A 16,386-nucleotide genomic window follows, 5' to 3' on the forward strand; every position below is an offset into this window, starting at 1 on the left:
CCAGTAGAATTCCCAGGTGCTAGACCAGCCCCGCCGCGCCTCACGACAACAGGTGTACCGCCGTCGCCGCTTCGTCGTCTTCGGCTTTCTCGCCATCTTCCTCGTCGCTGCGATGTACATCTCCGGCGCACTCTTCGCGCCGATGCCGGCGACCGCGGCTGTGGCGCAGCATGAGTCGACCATCGCTCAGCCGACGGCTGCACTGACCTGGCCCGGGTTCGGCGCCAGCGGTATCACGGCACCCGACTATCCGGGGGCCACGCAGTACCACGGCTCGGACGCGAAGATGCCGATCGCCAGCGTGACGAAGACCATCACAGCGCTGGTCGTCCTCGACAAGAAGCCTCTGAAGGCGGGGGACGACGGGCCGAGCATCTCCTTCACGCAGAAGGACGTAAGCATCTGGAAGCAGGTCATCGCTGCCGGCGGATCGTGGGCCCCGGTCGTCGCGGGAACATCGATGACGGAGAAGCAGGCGCTCGAGGCGATGCTGCTGCCGTCCGCCAACAATTACGCCATCTCGCTCGCCACCTGGGCATACGGGTCGACGGGCGCCTTCGTGCAGGCCGCGAACGCGTGGCTCACTTCGAACGATTTCACGGGAACGCACCTGGACAGCCCCGACGGTCTCACGGCGGGCAGCGTCAGCACGGCGAAGGACCTCATCGGCATCGGCAAGCGCGCCCTCGCCGACCCGGTGCTCTCCACGATCGTGTCGCAGAAGAGCGTCACCCTCCCCGGAGCGGGCACGCAGGACAACACGAACACGCTCATCGGTGTCGACGGCATCGACGGCATCAAGACCGGCAACACGGACGAGGCAGGCAACTGCCTGCTGTTCTCGGCTCAGGTGACGGTCGGGCAGAGCAAAGTGCGCGTGATCGGGGTCGTGCTCGGCGCGCCTACCCACGCCGATCTGTGGGCTGCGGTGAAGAGCCTGCTGACCAGCATGCGGAGCGGGTTCCACGAGGTGGACGCATCCAAGGCCGGTCAGTCGTTCGGCACGTACTCGACGCCGTGGGGTGCGAAGTCGGCGCTCATCGCGACGTCGACGAAGATGTTCCTCGCGTGGTCGGATTCGCCCATCCAGGTCGCGGTCGAGACGCGTCCGCTGCAGTCGGGCACGAAGGGCGAAATCGTCGGGCAGGTGACTTTCACGCTCAACGGAAAGACCCAGACAGCCCAGCTCGTACTCGACAAGGCGCTTCCGGACCCCGGACTCTGGTGGCGGCTTGCGCACCCGGGCGGCATGGGAGCCTGACGGCGATCCGGAGCCTGACGGCGATCGAGGTCGGACCCGTGCGCCTGCCTACTCGTCGATGGGGAGCGAGAAGGGGATCGCTTCCGGCCGCTTCGGCAGCACGTGGTCACCGGACGACTGGTGGCGAATGCGGCGCACCACCCACGGCACGAGGTACTCGCGCGCCCAGTTGAGGTCTTCCGAGCGCGCCTGACGCCAGGTGCGCGGCGGCAGAGGCTCCGGCTCGAGGGGCTGGAGGTCGTTCTCGACGTTGAGGGCGGCCAGCACCATCCGGGCGACGGTGTGGTGCCCGAGCGGGGCGAGGTGCAGGCGATCGGGCGCCCACATCCGGGTGTCCTGGATCTGGGACAACGACCACTGGTCCGCGACGATGCAGTCGTACTTGGCGGCCACGGCGCGCACGTTCTCGTTGTAGATCGCCACCTTGCCCCGGATGCCGCGGAAGACCGGTGAGAAGCCGACGTCGACGCCGGTGAAGACGACGACGGTGGCGCCCTCGACGCTGAGTCTCCCGACAGCCTGGTCGAAGAGAGCGGCGATCTGGTCGGGATCGGTGCCGGGACGGATGACATCATTGCCGCCGGCGGAGATCGTGATGAGATCGGGGTGGAGTGCGATGGCCGGCTCGACCTGCTCGTCGACGATCTGCTTGATCAGCTTTCCCCGCACTGCGAGGTTGGCGTACGCGAAGTCCTCGGTCTGCTGACTGAGCACGTCGGCGACACGGTCGGCCCATCCGCGGTGTCCGCCGGGGCTGCGCGGCTCGGGATCGCCGATCCCCTCGGTGAACGAGTCGCCCAGGGCGACGTAGCGGGACCAGGGATGCTGTGCTTCGGCCATTCCTCCATTCTGCACGGCGTGCGGCGGCGCGGCACGCCCGGGCGTCGTCGTGGGGTCGGCGAGTGTCGGTCGCAGCGGGTAAATTCGATTCAAGTGGAAACCCCGACCTCGCCCCCGAATTCCGGCCAGGAGACTCTGGATGCGCTGGGCGGCAGCGCGGAGAGACCGGGAGCGCACGCGGGAACCTTCGCAGCGGAGCACCTCTCCCCGTCGTTCCCGGAGCGGGCCGCGTGGGGAACGGCGAACAAGCTGCGGGCGTGGCAGGCCGAGGCACTCGACGTCTACTTCCAGAACGAGCCACGCGACTTCCTCGCGGCCGCGACGCCGGGCGCCGGAAAGACGACGTTCGCACTCCGCCTCGCCACCGAGCTCCTTCGTTCTCGCACGGTCGAACGGGTGACGGTGGTCGCTCCGACGGAGCACCTCAAACGTCAGTGGGCCGAGGCGGCGGAACGCGTGGGACTGCACCTCGATCCGGAGTTCAAGAACTCGGATCACCGCTACGCGCGGCACTACAAGGGCGTGGCGGTCACGTATGCGCAGGTCGCGATGCGTCCGAGCCTGCACAAGGACATCACGGAGGACTACCGAACGCTGGTCATCCTCGACGAGGTGCACCACGGCGGCGATGCGCTCAGCTGGGGCGACGGCATCCGCGAGGCCTTCGAACGCGCCACCCGGCGGCTCTCCCTGACGGGAACGCCGTTCCGCTCCGACACCTCGCCCATCCCGTTCGTGACGTACCTGCCAGACAAGAGCGGCATCCGCACCTCGCTCACGGACTACAACTACGGCTACGGCCGGGCACTCGAAGACGGCGTGGTGCGCCCGGTGATCTTCCTCGTCTACGCGGGGCACATGCGGTGGCGCACGAAAACGGGCGACGAGATGGAAGCCCGTCTCGGCGAGGGCAATACGAAAGACATCACGGCGCAGGCGTGGCGCACGGCGCTCGATCCGAGGGGCGAGTGGATCCCCGCGGTGCTGAGCGCGGCTAACAGGCGCCTGACCGAGGTGCGCAATTCCATCCCGGACGCCGGAGGCCTCGTCATCGCCACCGACCACTACGCCGCGCGCGCATACGCCGACCTGCTGCAGCAGATCACGGGGGAGCCCGTGACCGTCGTGCTCTCCGATGAGAAGGAGGCCAGCGACCGCATCGACGAGTTCTCGAAGGGGACCTCGCGCTGGATGGTCGCCGTGCGCATGGTGTCGGAGGGTGTGGATGTTCCGCGCCTGGCCGTCGGCGTGTACGCGACCAGCGCATCCACGCCCCTGTTCTTCGCCCAGGCGATCGGTCGTTTCGTGCGGGCGCGCCGCCGGGGCGAGACCGCATCCGTCTTCCTCCCCAACGTGCCCGCGCTGATGGCGCTCGCCAACGCGCTCGAACTCGAGCGGGATCACGCGCTCGACAAGACGACGGACGAGAACGCGGAAGGCGACTTCTTCAACCCCGAAGACGCGATGATGGCCGAAGCGAACCGGCAGGAGCGGGGGTCGGATGCACTCACCGACGAGTTCTCGTTCGAGGCGATCGGGTCGGAGGCGAACTTCGACCGAGTGCTCTACGACGGCAAGGAGTTCGGAAGCTACGCCGTACCCGGCAGCGACGAGGAGCACGACTTCATCGGTCTCCCGGGCATCCTGGAGCCGGATCAGGTGCACGAACTGCTGACGCAGCGCCAGCAGCGGCAAGCGCGGCGCACCTCATCGCGTCCGGCTTCGGCCGACGGACATCCGCCGGCGCCGCTCTACCGCAACCTCAAGGAGCAGCGGTCGCTCCTGAACAGCCTGGTCGGCCTGTACGCCAAGAACACCGGAGAGGCGCACGGGCTCGTGCATGCCGAGCTACGTCGGGTGTGCGGGGGTCCCGCGGTCGCGCAAGCCTCCGTCACCCAGCTGCAGTCGCGTATCGACTTCCTCCGCAAGCGGCTCGGCCGGGCCTGAGGACCTTCAGAAGCGTATCGGCCGCGACGGCAGGGGACGAAGCGGACGGGTGCGGGCCGCGTGCTGGCGTGCGGCGTTACCGACGTGCGGCGTTACTGGCGTGGGGAGCCCGGACGTGTTCTGCTTGATCCATGTCCGAGTCTTCACGCAACGGAGTGCCGGAGCCGTCCCAGCATCCGGATGAGCCGCATCGCGAGGGACTCGCCCAGCGGCTGAACTGGTTGCGAGCGGGCGTGCTCGGCGCGAACGACGGGATCGTCTCCGTCGCCGCCGTCGCCGTCGGCGTCGCGGGGGCCACCGTCGCCATCGCCCCGATCCTGACCGCGGGGCTGGCCGCCCTGGTCGGTGGCGCGATCTCGATGGCGCTCGGTGAGTATGTGTCGGTGAGCAGCCAGCGCGACAGCGAGCACGCCCTGATCGCGAAGGAACGCCGCGAGCTCGAGGAGACGCCGGAGGAGGAGCTCCGAGAGCTCGCCGGACTCTATGAGGCGCAAGGGCTGAAGCCCGAAACGGCACGCCAGGTCGCGATCGAGCTCACGGAGCACGATGTGCTCCGCGCCCACCTCTCGGCCGAGCTCGGGATCGACCAGAACGATGTGGTCAGCCCGTGGCACGCTGCGCTCGCGTCTGCGGTGGCGTTCACGATCGGCGGCATCCTGCCGCTCATCCCGATGCTCCTGCTGCCCGACGGGGTCAGAGTGCCTGTGACGTTCGTGGTCGTGCTGGTGGCTTTGGCGGTGACCGGATACGTCGCCGCCTTCATCGGCGGAAGCTCACGGTGGCGTGCGACGATCCGGGTCGTGGTCGGCGGCGCTCTCGCGCTCGTGGCGACCTTCGCCATCGGTGCCATGCTCGGTACGACCGGCGTGGTGTGAGCGGGCGCAGAGTGAAAGACGGGATGACATGAAGGACAAGCAGGAGATCGTGGCCAACTGGCTGCCGCGCTACACCGGAACGCCACTCGACGGCTTCGGCGAACACGTGCTGCTGACCAATTTCAGCGACTACGTCGCCCGGTTCGCCGCCGAGAACGGCGTCGAGATCCGGGGCGCCGATCGGGCGATGCCGAACGCGACGGCCGACGGCATCACGATGATCAACTTCGGAATGGGCAGCGCCAACGCCGCGACGATCATGGACCTGCTGAGCGCGGTGTCACCGAAGGCTGCGCTCTTCCTCGGCAAGTGCGGCGGGGTGAAGAAGAAGAACAAGCTCGGCGATCTGCTGCTGCCGATCGCGGCCATCCGGGGGGAGGGGACGTCGAACGACTACCTGCCGCCCGAGGTTCCCGCGCTGCCGGCGTTCCAGCTGCAGCGCGGTGTCTCCACGACCATCCGGGATCTCGGCCATGACTACTGGACCGGCACGGTCTACACGACCAATCGCCGGGTCTGGGAGCATGACGACACGTTCAAGGCTTATCTGAAGCGCACGCGCTGCATGGCCGTGGATATGGAGACCGCGACCATCTTCGCCGCCGGCTTCGCCAACCGCATCCCGAGCGGTGCGCTGCTGCTGGTCTCTGATCAGCCGATGATCCCGGAGGGGGTGAAGACGGCCGAGAGCGATCTCGGCGTGACGGCCCAGTTCGTCGACAGGCACATCCAGATCGGGGTGGAGGCGCTGAAGCTGGTGCGACGCAACGGCCGAAGCGTGCGGCACCTGCGGTTCGAGGATGCGTGAGGGTCGCTGTGTAGTTTGCGCCGTGAACAGCGCGGCTAGTGGAAGTCACGCGAGGTCGTGCGCACGCCGACCGTCAGGGTCTCCAGCCGATCGGCGATGACGTTGACGACGCCTTCCTCACTGCGTTCGAGCATGCCCCGGATGACCATGGCCGGTGCCTCCCGCGCGACCCTCCGGTAGCGGTTCCAGACCCCGACCGGGCACACCACGTTCACCAGGCCGGTCTCGTCCTCCAGATTGAGGAAGGTCACCCCCGCGGCGGTGGCCGGACGCTGCCGGTGAGTCACCACGCCGCCCACCTCGATCCGCCGCCCCGATTCCGCGGCGGCGAGCTGGTCGGCCCGGTAGACGCCGCGCGCGTGGAGTTGCGGGCGCAGAAAGCTGATGGGGTGGTCGTCGGTGGAGATGCCGGTGGCCCACAGATCGCTCGCCAACTGCTCGGCGGGGGTCAGGATGGGCAGCAGCGGCGGTTGCACAGAGATGCTGGTGCCGATCAGGTACTCGGGCTTCTCCTGGGCCGCGTTGCCGGCCTCCCAGATCGCCTGCCGGCGGCTCAGATCGAAGGTCTCGAAGGCGCCGGCCGCGGCGAGCGCCTCCAGCTGGGTGACGTTCAGGCCGACGCGGCGGGCGAGGTCGCCGAGACTCGTGTACGCGCCGCCGCGCGTCCGTTCGGCCACGATCTTCTCGGCCAACTTCTCGCCGATCGAGGTGACCCCCGCGAGCCCGAGGCGCACAGCGTGGCCGGCGTCGCGGCGGTGGCTCTCGTCGTCGACCGGCAGCTCGCGACGCCATGGCCCGATCGGCGGCTGCTCGGTCACGAGGCACGGATCCATCCCGGTCGGCCCCGCGTGCGCCTCGTCGAGCGGTTCGAGCACCGGGAACACGTCGGAGCGCAGGATGTCCGGACGGTGCACGATCACGCCGTGCCGCCGCGCATCCGCGGTCAGGGTGCGCGGCGAGTAGAAGCCCATCGGCTGGGCGCGGAGCAGGGCGGCGAGAAAGGCGCCGGGGTAGTGCAGTTTCATCCACGAGCTCACGTAGACGAGCAGGGCGAAGCTGATCGCGTGGCTCTCGGCGAAACCGAAGTTGGCGAAAGCCTCGATCTTGGCGTAGATCGCGTCGGCGTCGTCTCCGGTGATGCCGTTGTGCGCCATGCCCTCGTAGAGTTTGGCCTTCAGCGTGCTGATCTTCTCCTGTCCGCGCTTGGATCCCATCGCCCGGCGCAGCAGGTCGGCGTCTTCTGCGGTGCAGTCGCCGACCGCCACCGCCATCTGCATGAGCTGCTCCTGGAACAGCGGAACACCCATCGTGCGCTCCAGCACGGGTTCCAGTGCCGGATGCAGGTAGGTCACCTTCTCGTGCCCGAGCTTGCGACGGATGTACGGGTGCACGGCCCCGCCCTGGATCGGTCCGGGCCGGATGAGCGCGATCTCGATCACGAGGTCGTAGAACGCGCGCGGTTGCAGGCGCGGCAGTGTGCCGATCTGCGCGCGGCTCTCCACCTGGAACACCCCGATCGAGTCGGCACGGCAGAGCATGTCGTACACGCCCTGCTCCTCCTTCGGGATGCTGTCGAGCGTCCACTCCTCGCCGAGCGCGGACGCGATGGACTTCATCGAGTAGTCGAGGGCGCTGAGCATCCCGAGGCCGAGCAGGTCGAACTTGACCAGGCCCATCCACGCGCAGTCGTCCTTGTCCCACTGGAGCACGGTGCGGTTCTCCATGCGGGCGTGCTCGATCGGGCACACTTCGCCGACGGGCCGGTCGGTGAGCACCATTCCGCCGGAGTGGATACCGAGGTGCCTCGGGAACTTCAGCACCTGCTGCGCGAGGCCGACCACCGCATCCGGGATGTCGTGGTCGGCTGTGGTCTGGATCGACCCCCACGAGTCGATCTGCTTCGACCAGCCGTCTTGCTGGCCCGGGCTGTAGCCGAGTGCCTTCGCCATGTCGCGCACCGCGTTCTTCGGCCGGTAGCTGATGACGTTCGCCACCTGGGCGGCGTTGAGGCGGCCGTACTTGCGGTAGACGTACTGGATGACCTCCTCGCGCCGGTCGGAGTCGAAGTCGACGTCGATGTCCGGCTCCTCCTCGCGCATGCTCGAGAGGAACCGTTCGAAGGGCAGGTTGTACTTGATCGAGTCGACCGCGGTGATCCCGAGCAGGTAGCAGACCGCCGAGTTCGCCGCCGAACCGCGGCCCTGGCAGAGGATGCCGACGCTCTTGGCGTAGCTCACGATGTCGTACACGATCAGGAAGTACCCCGGAAAGTCCTTCGCCTCGATCACCTCGAGTTCGCGCTCGATCCGTTCCCGCTTCGCCTTGTTGCGGTCGAGGTCGGGGTAGCGTTCCGCTGCGCCCCGCCACGTCAGCTCCCGCAGCCAGCTCATCGGGGTGTGACCGTCGGGAACCTCCTGCTTCGGCAGGTTGGGTCGCGCGCTGCGCAGCCGGAAGGAGAGGTCGTCGGCGACGTCGACCGTGCGCTCGACGGCGCCGGGGTAGCGGGCGAACCGGGCGGCCATCTCGCGGCCGCTGCGCAGGTGGGCGGCATCGGAGGCGGGGAGCCAGCCGTCCATCTCGTCGAGACTTCGGCGGGCGCGCACGGCGGAGAGGGCGGAGGCCAGAGGGTATTGGGCGGGGGATGCGTAGTGCACGTTGTTCGTGGCGACCACCGGCATCCCGAGGCGGCCGGCGATACGGGCGAGAGCGTCGTTGTCGGTGGTGTCGCGCGGGTTGCCATGGTCGATGAGCTCGACGAGGACGCTCTCCCGCCCGAACAGGTCGGCCAGGCGCTTCACCTCGCGCTCGGCCGCTGTCTCGCCGTCGTTCGCCAGCGCCAGGCGCACGTCGCCTTTGCGGCAGCCGGTGAGGATGGTCCAGGCGCCGTCAGCGCGCTCGGCGAGACTCTCGAGGTCGTAGACCGGGCGGCCCTTCTCGTCGCCGGCGAGCTGGCCGGCCGTGATGGCCGCAGCCAGCCGGTGGTACCCCTCCTGCTGCCGGGCGAGGACGACGAGGTGGCTGCCCTCGGGGTCGGCCTCGCCGTTCTGGGGCTTGCTGAGCTGCAGCGACAGCTCGGCTCCGAACACCGTCTTCACCCGGTCGAACGCCTCAGCCGCCTCGGCGAGGTGCACGACACCGTAGAAGCCGTCGTGATCGGTGACGGCGAGGGCGTGCAGCCGCAGCCTCGTCGCCTCCTCGAGAAGCTCCTCCGGGGAGCTGGCGCCGTCGAGGAAGCTGAAGTTCGAGTGCGCGTGCAGTTCGGCGTACGGAACGTGGCCGGGGTCGTCCTCGGGCTCCGCGGGCGGCAGCGGGGGAGGGATGTACGCGGCACGCTTGCGCGACGACGGCCGCTCATCCACCGGCTCGCTCGTGCGCCGGGTGCCGGAGAGCCGTCGTTCGAACTCGGCCCACGGGATGGGCGGATTATTGAAGCCCATCGCTGTCACCCCCTGCGCCCACCGCAGGGCGGGAGTCAGTCATAGCGGGCCTCCGCACGCCACTCGGTGTCGTCGAGCACGAGCAGCCAGGCGGTGCCGTCGGCGTCGACCACTTGAAAACGCTGCACGGTGCGGGCGAGGGATGTGTCCCACCAGCGCTCGCGCACCGGCCACGGCCCCGCCCAGGCGGTCACGTCGCGGGCATCGCGGGTCGTGCCGGTGGGGGAGAACCGGGCGATGGGCGCGGTGACCGAGCCCCGCTCATCCACCGCCACCGGATCCCCGCCCTCGGCGAGCACGGCCACCGCCCGTGGCGCCTCGAACACCGTCGCCGGCGCCGGGGCCGGCAGGCTGCCCGGCCACGGCTGCTCGGCGCGGGCGACCCCCACCGCTCGATCGCCCCACGGAACGAGCACCTGCCGCTCGGCCAGCGCACGCCCGCCGCCAATGGTCGCCGTGACCACGGCGTCGTGCCCGAGCATGCTCTGCACCCGGGACAACCCGTGGTGGATGCGCTCGTCTGCGCCGCCGCCCCACAGCCCGTCTTCGTGGTGGCCGATGTCGTCGACGGCCTCGGGGGCGACCAGCACACGCATGATCGGGGAGCCGAGCCCGCTGTCGATCGCGCCACCGCCCTGCAACTGCCAGCGCACCCTGTCCACCACGTCGGCGGCCGAGAACAGGCGGGGATGCAGCCAGGTGCGCTCGCTCGTCCGCCCCCGCTCATCGGTCACCTCGATGCGCAGCGAGGTGCAGACCAGCCCGGCCTTGGTGAGGCCGGCGATGAACGTCTCTGCTGTGGCGCGGAAGGCGAACGTCACCTGGTCGACGCGGTCGAGCGGCGGCTCGAACTCGATCACCCGGTCGAGCTGCTTGGGCGGGGTGCGCGGAACGACCGCGGCGCCGTCGAGACCGCTCGCCAGCGTGTGGCAGTGCGCGCCGAGCTCGCCGAACCGTTCGCGCACATCCGTGCGGTCGAGCGCAGCCAGGTCGCCGAGCCGGTGGATGCCGAGCCGACGGAACAGCGGAGTCAGCTCCTGGCGGCCGAGCATCGCCACCGGCAGCGGCGCCAGGAAGGCGGGGGAGTCGCCGGGCGGGATCACGCGCATCCGGTCGCCGCCCGTGCTGCGCGCTGCCTGCTCGGCGGCGAACGGTCCGTCGGCGATGCCGATGCGCGCATCCGGGATGCCGAGCCCCTCCAGGCAGCGCAGCAGCTCGGCTGCGGCCCGCTCCTCGCTGCCGTAGTACCGGGCCGGTCCTCGTGCCCGCAGCACGCAGGTGCCAGGACGCACCAGCTGCACGCCGGGGGTGATCTCCTCGACGGCGGCGAGCACGGGCTCGAACGCGCGCGCATCCAGCCCCGGGTCGTAGGGGAACACCTGCAATGCGGTGCACCGGGCCTGGGCCTCCCGGATGCGCAACCCGCGCTTGACCCCTTCGGCCCGCGCCGGCGCCGAGCAGGCGAACACCAGGTTGCGGTCGACGAGGGCGACGGGTGCGTCGGCGGAAAGCTCGAATGCCTGGACCGTGGCCGTCACCGGCCAGTCCGGACACCACAGCACGATCGCTCGGGTGACGGCGGGCACTCAGACCACCGCCTCCAGGCGTATCGGCCGTTCGTCGCTGTCGGCACCGTGCGCCGCAGGGGCAGCGCGGAAGGTCTCGCCCGGATCGGGCAGCCAGAGGTCGGCACGCCGGGGCGCGCCGGAGCCGCCGCGGGCTGAGGACTCGACGGTGACCCGCCGGGATGCCAGGTAGCCGGTGCCGTCGCCGAGGCCGTCCCAGCCGCTGCGCGAAACGGTGAGCGTCGCCTCCACCTGCGGCCAGTCACCGATCACGATCAAGGTCGCCTCGCGCTGCCGCAGCCGGGCGGTGAGCCGGGCGACATCCCCATCGCGCGCCCTCGAGCCGGGTGCGACCACCACCACGCTCAGCACATCGACGATCGCTGCCGTCACCGTGAGCCACTGCTCGCCCGGATGGGGAACGAGCACCAGCCGGTCCAGGTCGATGCCGAACCGGCCGGCCGCCTCTGCGCCGAAGTCGGGCATCCCGAGCACGCCGCACCAGGCGCCTGCGGCTGACGGCCCGGCCAGCAGCGCCATGACCAACGTCGTCGATCCGCGCACCGAGTATGCGGCTCCAGCCTTCAGGGAACCGCCCGGCAGCAGCGAGGCGAGTGCAGGGTGCGTCTCCAGTCGCCTGCTCTCCAGCTTGGTCGCCTGCATCTGCCGGATGCGCGACTGCAGCTCGTGCACCTGCGCCCGGTCGGGCACGGGTGAGGCCGGCTCCGGGGAGGTCGGAGCCTCCGGGGAGGCCAGAGCGGCAGCTGTCGAGAACACTCTTCAAGTTTCGAACATATGTTCGAAGAGTGCAAATGTATTTTCGGGCACGAACACTCTACGGCCGCTCTGGAAGCGGGCGCAAAAAAGGGGCCGGGCCGCGAAACGCGGTCCGGCCCCTCTCAGAGCTCAGATCAGAGCGGGCGGATGTTCTCCGCCTGCAGGCCCTTGGGGCCCTGGGTTACCTCGAACTCGACCTTCTGGTTCTCTTCCAGCGAGCGGTAGCCGCCCGTGGTGATCGCCGAGTAGTGGGCGAAAACGTCAGCGCCGCCGTCGTCGGGGGCGATGAAGCCGAAGCCTTTTTCAGCGTTGAACCATTTGACCGTACCTGTTGCCATGTCTCCTCCAGGAGCGAATTGTCGACCCCGAACGTCGGAGCCTCGCCGCGTGTTGTAAGCCTGCTCCTGAACAGGTGGCAACGCTCCGGGTCCGGGACGTACCGCTCCAACACATGCAAAACACGCGGCGTGCGTCCAGCCTACCGGCAAGAGGCCCAAAAACACACCCGAAGGCGGTTCACGGCTCTGTGACGAAGTCGATCAGCTGCTCGACACGGCCGAGGAGCGCGGGCTCCAGGTCGGCGAAACTGCGCACGGTGCCCAGGATCCGCTTCCAGGCTCTGGCCACGTCCGCCTGCGTGTCGTGGGGCATCCCGAGCGCCTCGCAGATGCCGTGCTTCCACTCGATGGAGCGCGGAACACTCGGCCATGCGGCCAGGCCGACACGCTCCGGTCTGACAGCCTGCCAGATGTCGATGAACGGATGCCCGACGACGAGCACATGGTCGCCGTAGGGTCCCGACGCGACCTTCTCCGCGATCCGGCTCTCCTTGGAACCGGGCACGAGGTGGTCGACGAGAACGCCCACGCGCCTGCGCCGGTCCGGCGCGAAGTCGCGCACGATCGCGTCCAGATCGTCGACGCCCTCGAGGTACTCGACGACCACGCCTTCCACGCGCAGGTCGTCGCCCCAGACGCGCTCGACGAGCTCGGCGTCGTGCCGTCCCTCGACGAAGATGCGGCTGGCGCGGGCGACACGCGCCTTCTGATCGGCGACGGCGAACGATCCGGATGCGGTGCGCGCCCTCCCGCCCTCGGCCGCCTTCTGCGGCACCACGAGTGTCACGGGCTCACCGTCGATCAGAAAGCCGCCGCCGAGCGGGAACACGCGCTTCTTGCCGAAATAGTCCTCCAGTTCGACGGAGCGGACCTCGATCCTGGTAATCGCCCCACAGAATCCGGTCGCGGCCTCCTCGACGACGAGATCGCGCACGGCGGGGACCTCGGGGACGGGTTTGCGTCCGGCGTCCTTCCAGCCGGGCGACAGCACATCGGGTCCATAGCGGTCATAGCTCACCCGGAGAGAGTAGTTCGCGCAGTGCGGCCCGCCGCGGAGGCACGCCACGCTGCGGAGGCACGCCGCCCTGGAACTCAGTCGAAGACCCTCACCAGCTGCCAACGGCGATGGGTGTCGTCGTGGCGCACATCGAAAACGTGGGCTTCGCCGGCGTCGTCCGTTCCCTGGAACCGCCAGCCGCCGATCTCGCGCGGCAGGCTGCCGATCCCGTAGTGCTTCTCTCCGAACGGCCGCCACCAGGCGCACACGTCGGCCCAGACGGTCGGAGTGTCCGTCACCCGGTAGCGCCGTGCGCGCCACACCAGCCGGGTCGGGATGCCCTCGTCGGTCGTCCACACCGTGACGGTCTCATCGATCTCCGCCATCTTCACCACCTCATCGTTCGAACATACGTTCGATTAATGAGTGTAAGACCATTGCGTCGTCGGCGCACCCCCGGCGTGCGACCCGACGAGCCTGTTCCGCCCACTTCGACCGGCTGCCATACTGTGCGCATGACGGACTTCTCCGACCCCTCCGGCGCGACGCTGCGCCTCAGCAACGCGGAACGCGACCGTGCCGTCGCGGCACTGCAGTCCCACGCCGGTGACGGCCGGCTGACCGACTCGGAGCTGCAGACCCGGATGCAGTCGGCACGGGTCGCGGTGACGCGCGGCGATCTCGCGCCCCTGTTCGCCGACCTGCCCGGCTTCGTCGACTTCGATACTCCCGTGACGGGCACCACGCCGACGGCCGGCGCGGCATACGCGCCACCGACCGAACCGTACGCGCCTCAGTCGTACGCACCGCCCGCATACGGATCGCAGCCCGACTCCCGACCGCAGAGTTCTCAGCCGGGCAGGACTGTCAGCCGCAACGGTTACATCATCGTGTCGATCACGCCGTTCATCGCCCTCATCCTGTTCTTCCTGTCGAGCATGCTCTGGGGGTGGGCGTACAGCTGGCTCTGGTTCCTGCTCGTCCCGATCGTCGGCGTGATCGTCTATGGCGCCGGCTACGGAAACGACCGCGACCGCGGTCGCGACGGTCGGCGCTGACTCCAGTCGTCAGGCAGCGGGTGCCGGCTGACGGCGAGAGGATCAGCCGAGCGTCGTGCCGAAGAGCAGTCCGAGCAGGTAGGTCGCCGCGGCGGCACCGAACCCGATCCCCAATTGACGGAGTGCCCGTTTGAGCGGGGATGCGCCCGACAGCAGCCCGACGATCGCGCCCGTTCCGAGCAGCACGATGCCGACGAGAACGGACGCGACGATGACCGCCGTCGTGCCCTGCAAGCCGAACAGGTAGGGCAGAACCGGAATGAGCGCGCCGGATGCGAAGAAGCAGAAGCTCGAGATGGCGGCGCTCCACCCGTTGCCGACGGCCTCGTGCTCGTCGATGACCTCGACGCCGTCGACGGGCTCGGCGCTGTCGACGGCGAGCCCGCTCAGCACCTCGTGGGCGTGGTTCTGCGCCTCGTCCGGCGACATCCCGCGCGCACGGTAGACGAGGGTCAGCTCGTTGGCGTCCACGTCGAGGTTGGGCAGTACCGTCTTGGTCGCGGGATTGGGGGTGGATGCCTCGAGCAGCTCCCGTTGCGACCGCACCGACACGTACTCCCCAGCCCCCATTGAGAGGGCGCCCGCGAGCAGCCCGGAGATACCGGTCAGCAGGACGACATGGTTCGCGACTCCACTCGCGCTGATGCCGAGAACGAGCGCGAGGTTGCTGACGAGGCCGTCGTTCGCGCCGAACACGGCAGCGCGGAACGTGCCGGACAGCCGCTGACGTCCGCGGGCGGCCAGTGCGCGCACGACTTCTTCGTGGATCTGCTCGTCTGCGGCCATCTGCGGTGTCGCATCCGCATCGGCGCCGTACGGCGAACGGGCCTCGGCGCGCTGCGCGAGGGCGAGCACGAAGACGGAGCCGAAGCGCCGGGCCAGAAAACCGAGCACGCGCGTGCGCACGTCGCCCCGCATCGGGTGTCCGACATGGTCGCCCAGCAGGTCGAGCCAGTGCTGTTCGTGACGGCCTTCGGCATCGGCGAGCGCGAGCAGGATCTCGCGCTCTTCGCCGCTGCGCCGGCTCGCCAGGTCGCGATACACGGCCGCTTCCGAGCGTTCGTCGGCGAGATAGCGCCGCCAGCGGCGGATATCGGCCGGGCTCGGTCTGCGGGCGGACGCATCGAGGGTGGAGGGCACCGAAAGAGTCTAAAGGATGCTGTTCGCCGCCCCGCGGCTGAAGCGCTCGCCCCAGACGCGCATCCGCTCCGCGAGCTCGGGCGGCGACACCGACTCGATGGGCGCGTCCACGGCTCCGAGCCCGAAGAGCACCCAGTCGAAGCTGTCGACGGTCACCCGGATGCGCGTCCTGTCCGCGTCGACCGCCTCGGTGGTCACCCAGCGGCCGATGGTCGCCTGCACGTGCGCCAGGGGAGCGCTCACGACCGCTTCGACGTCGATCGACGAGGGGGCGGAGCCATCGAGAGAGGAGCGGACGAACTCGGCGGCATCCTCGACGGGGAGGAGACGGGGCCGGAACCGCGCGCCGGTGGGGCGCGGCTCCGACAGCCGGTCGAGACGGAAACTGCGCCAGTCGAACCGGCTGAGGTCATACGCGACCAGGTACCAGCGTCGGCCGACCGAGACCAGACGGTGAGGTTCGACGCGGCGCTCCGTGCGTTCGCCGTTGCGGTCGACGTATGCGAAGTCGAGGCGCTCCTCGTCTCGACAGGCCTGAGCGACCGCGGTCAGCACGTCCGCATCCACGGTCGGTCCCGGACGCAACGCGCCGGCGACGGTGGCCGATCGCAGCGCTGCGACCCGCGCGCGGAGGCGGCGGGGCATGACCTGTTCGACCTTGGCGAGCGCGCGGACCGACGCATCCTCGAGACCGGCGATTCCGCTCTGGGCGGCCGTGCGCAGTCCCACTGCGAGGGCGACTGCCTCTTCGTCGTCGACCACGAGTGGGGGCAACGACGCTCCCGCCGCGAGCTGGTAGCCGCCATCGACCCCCCTGCTGCCGTCGACGGGGTAGCCGAGCTCGCGCAACCGGTCGACGTCCCGGCGCAGTGTGCGCACGGAGACCTCCAGCCGGTCGGCCAACTCGGCTCCGGGCCAGTAGCGGTGCGTCTGAAGCAGGGAAAGGAGCTGCAGCGTTCTCGACCCGGTGGTTGCCATGCGCTCAGTCTGGCGCCCGAAGCGGACAAGACCTGTCCGGATTACCGGTTCATGAGAAAGTTGCGAAAATGCGAAAGCGGGCTTCTGAACACGCAGAAGAGGGCCGGTTCCAAAGAACCGGCCCTCTTCTGTGTCGTGGTGTCCGAGGGGGGACTTGAACCCCCACGCCCTATACGGGCACTAGCACCTCAAGCTAGCGCGTCTGCCATTTCCGCCACCCGGACGGGTGTTTCGGCCACCGATCGAACCGGCCGCCGAAGAAAGACATTAGCACGAATCGGCATCCCGCTTTCACACACGCGACTCTCAGGCGGGGGCCCGCCGGGTCGCGTTGGCGCGCACGCGGAGCGCCGGTACCGTTGGAG

14 protein-coding genes and 1 tRNA gene are annotated in these 16,386 nt (G+C 69.3%); 5 read left to right on the forward strand and 10 right to left on the reverse strand.

Translation table 11 applies throughout. The features are described 5' to 3' along the window. Positions 1-16 precede the first annotated feature (16 nt). Positions 17-1,261: a D-alanyl-D-alanine carboxypeptidase family protein gene (locus ACFVV0_RS13430; protein WP_387063816.1), complete on the forward strand. Its 1,245-nt coding sequence runs from the start codon at positions 17-19 to the stop codon at positions 1,259-1,261. A 48-nt stretch (positions 1,262-1,309) separates the two neighbouring features. Here the strand turns inward: ACFVV0_RS13430 and ACFVV0_RS13435 are convergent, their stop codons facing one another. Next, positions 1,310-2,101: an SGNH/GDSL hydrolase family protein gene (locus tag ACFVV0_RS13435; protein ID WP_387063818.1), complete on the reverse strand. Its 792-nt coding sequence runs from the start codon at positions 2,099-2,101 to the stop codon at positions 1,310-1,312. A gap of 144 nt (positions 2,102-2,245) precedes the next feature. Between ACFVV0_RS13435 and ACFVV0_RS13440 the strand changes: the two genes are divergently transcribed. From ACFVV0_RS13440 to ACFVV0_RS13450, 3 genes are all read left to right on the forward strand, one after another. Then, complete coding sequence (locus ACFVV0_RS13440; protein ID WP_387065173.1) at positions 2,246-4,048, forward strand: DEAD/DEAH box helicase; 1,803 nt, start codon at positions 2,246-2,248, stop codon at positions 4,046-4,048. 131 nt (positions 4,049-4,179) lie between these two features. Further along, entirely contained in the window at positions 4,180-4,923 is a 744-nt protein-coding gene (locus ACFVV0_RS13445; protein WP_387063821.1) for a VIT1/CCC1 transporter family protein, read from the forward strand. A 28-nt stretch (positions 4,924-4,951) separates the two neighbouring features. Beyond that, entirely contained in the window at positions 4,952-5,731 is a 780-nt protein-coding gene (locus tag ACFVV0_RS13450; RefSeq protein ID WP_387063823.1) for an AMP nucleosidase, read from the forward strand. Positions 5,732-5,766: 35 nt separating this feature from the next. Here the strand turns inward: ACFVV0_RS13450 and ACFVV0_RS13455 are convergent, their stop codons facing one another. From ACFVV0_RS13455 to ACFVV0_RS13480, 6 genes are all read right to left on the reverse strand, one after another. Further along, positions 5,767-9,168 carry an error-prone DNA polymerase gene (locus tag ACFVV0_RS13455; protein WP_387063826.1) on the reverse strand — a complete coding sequence of 1,134 codons (3,402 nt, stop codon included), beginning with the start codon at positions 9,166-9,168 and terminating at the stop codon, positions 5,767-5,769. 35 nt (positions 9,169-9,203) lie between these two features. After that, positions 9,204-10,754, reverse strand: coding sequence for a DNA polymerase Y family protein (locus ACFVV0_RS13460; RefSeq protein WP_387063829.1), 1,551 nt, complete (start codon positions 10,752-10,754; stop codon positions 9,204-9,206). Continuing rightward, positions 10,755-11,510 carry a hypothetical protein gene (locus tag ACFVV0_RS13465; RefSeq protein WP_387063832.1) on the reverse strand — a complete coding sequence of 252 codons (756 nt, stop codon included), beginning with the start codon at positions 11,508-11,510 and terminating at the stop codon, positions 10,755-10,757. 134 nt (positions 11,511-11,644) lie between these two features. Next, complete coding sequence (locus ACFVV0_RS13470) at positions 11,645-11,848, reverse strand: cold-shock protein (protein WP_223690547.1); 204 nt, start codon at positions 11,846-11,848, stop codon at positions 11,645-11,647. 178 nt (positions 11,849-12,026) lie between these two features. Continuing rightward, a complete protein-coding gene (locus ACFVV0_RS13475; RefSeq protein WP_387063835.1) occupies positions 12,027-12,866 on the reverse strand; it encodes a DUF3097 domain-containing protein in 840 nt (279 codons plus the stop codon). Between the two features lie 74 nt (positions 12,867-12,940). Continuing rightward, positions 12,941-13,231, reverse strand: coding sequence for a DUF6504 family protein (locus tag ACFVV0_RS13480; RefSeq protein ID WP_387063838.1), 291 nt, complete (start codon positions 13,229-13,231; stop codon positions 12,941-12,943). A gap of 129 nt (positions 13,232-13,360) precedes the next feature. Here ACFVV0_RS13480 and ACFVV0_RS13485 point away from each other — a divergent pair, with 129 nt between their 5' ends. Continuing rightward, positions 13,361-13,903, forward strand: coding sequence for a DUF1707 domain-containing protein (locus ACFVV0_RS13485; protein ID WP_387063839.1), 543 nt, complete (start codon positions 13,361-13,363; stop codon positions 13,901-13,903). 42 nt (positions 13,904-13,945) lie between these two features. On the opposite strand, the gene ACFVV0_RS13490 is transcribed toward ACFVV0_RS13485, so the two are convergent. From ACFVV0_RS13490 to ACFVV0_RS13500, 3 genes are all read right to left on the reverse strand, one after another. Then, on the reverse strand, positions 13,946-15,043 hold the full coding sequence (locus ACFVV0_RS13490; protein WP_387063841.1) for a VIT1/CCC1 transporter family protein: 1,098 nt from the start codon (positions 15,041-15,043) through the stop codon (positions 13,946-13,948). Between the two features lie 9 nt (positions 15,044-15,052). Further along, complete coding sequence (locus ACFVV0_RS13495) at positions 15,053-16,021, reverse strand: helix-turn-helix transcriptional regulator (RefSeq protein WP_387063844.1); 969 nt, start codon at positions 16,019-16,021, stop codon at positions 15,053-15,055. A gap of 136 nt (positions 16,022-16,157) precedes the next feature. Continuing rightward, a tRNA-Leu gene (locus tag ACFVV0_RS13500) sits at positions 16,158-16,245 on the reverse strand. Positions 16,246-16,386: the final 141 nt, after the last annotated feature.

This window comes from Leifsonia sp. NPDC058230 (assembly GCF_042882245.1).
Taxonomy (GTDB): Bacteria; Actinomycetota; Actinomycetes; order Actinomycetales; family Microbacteriaceae; genus Leifsonia.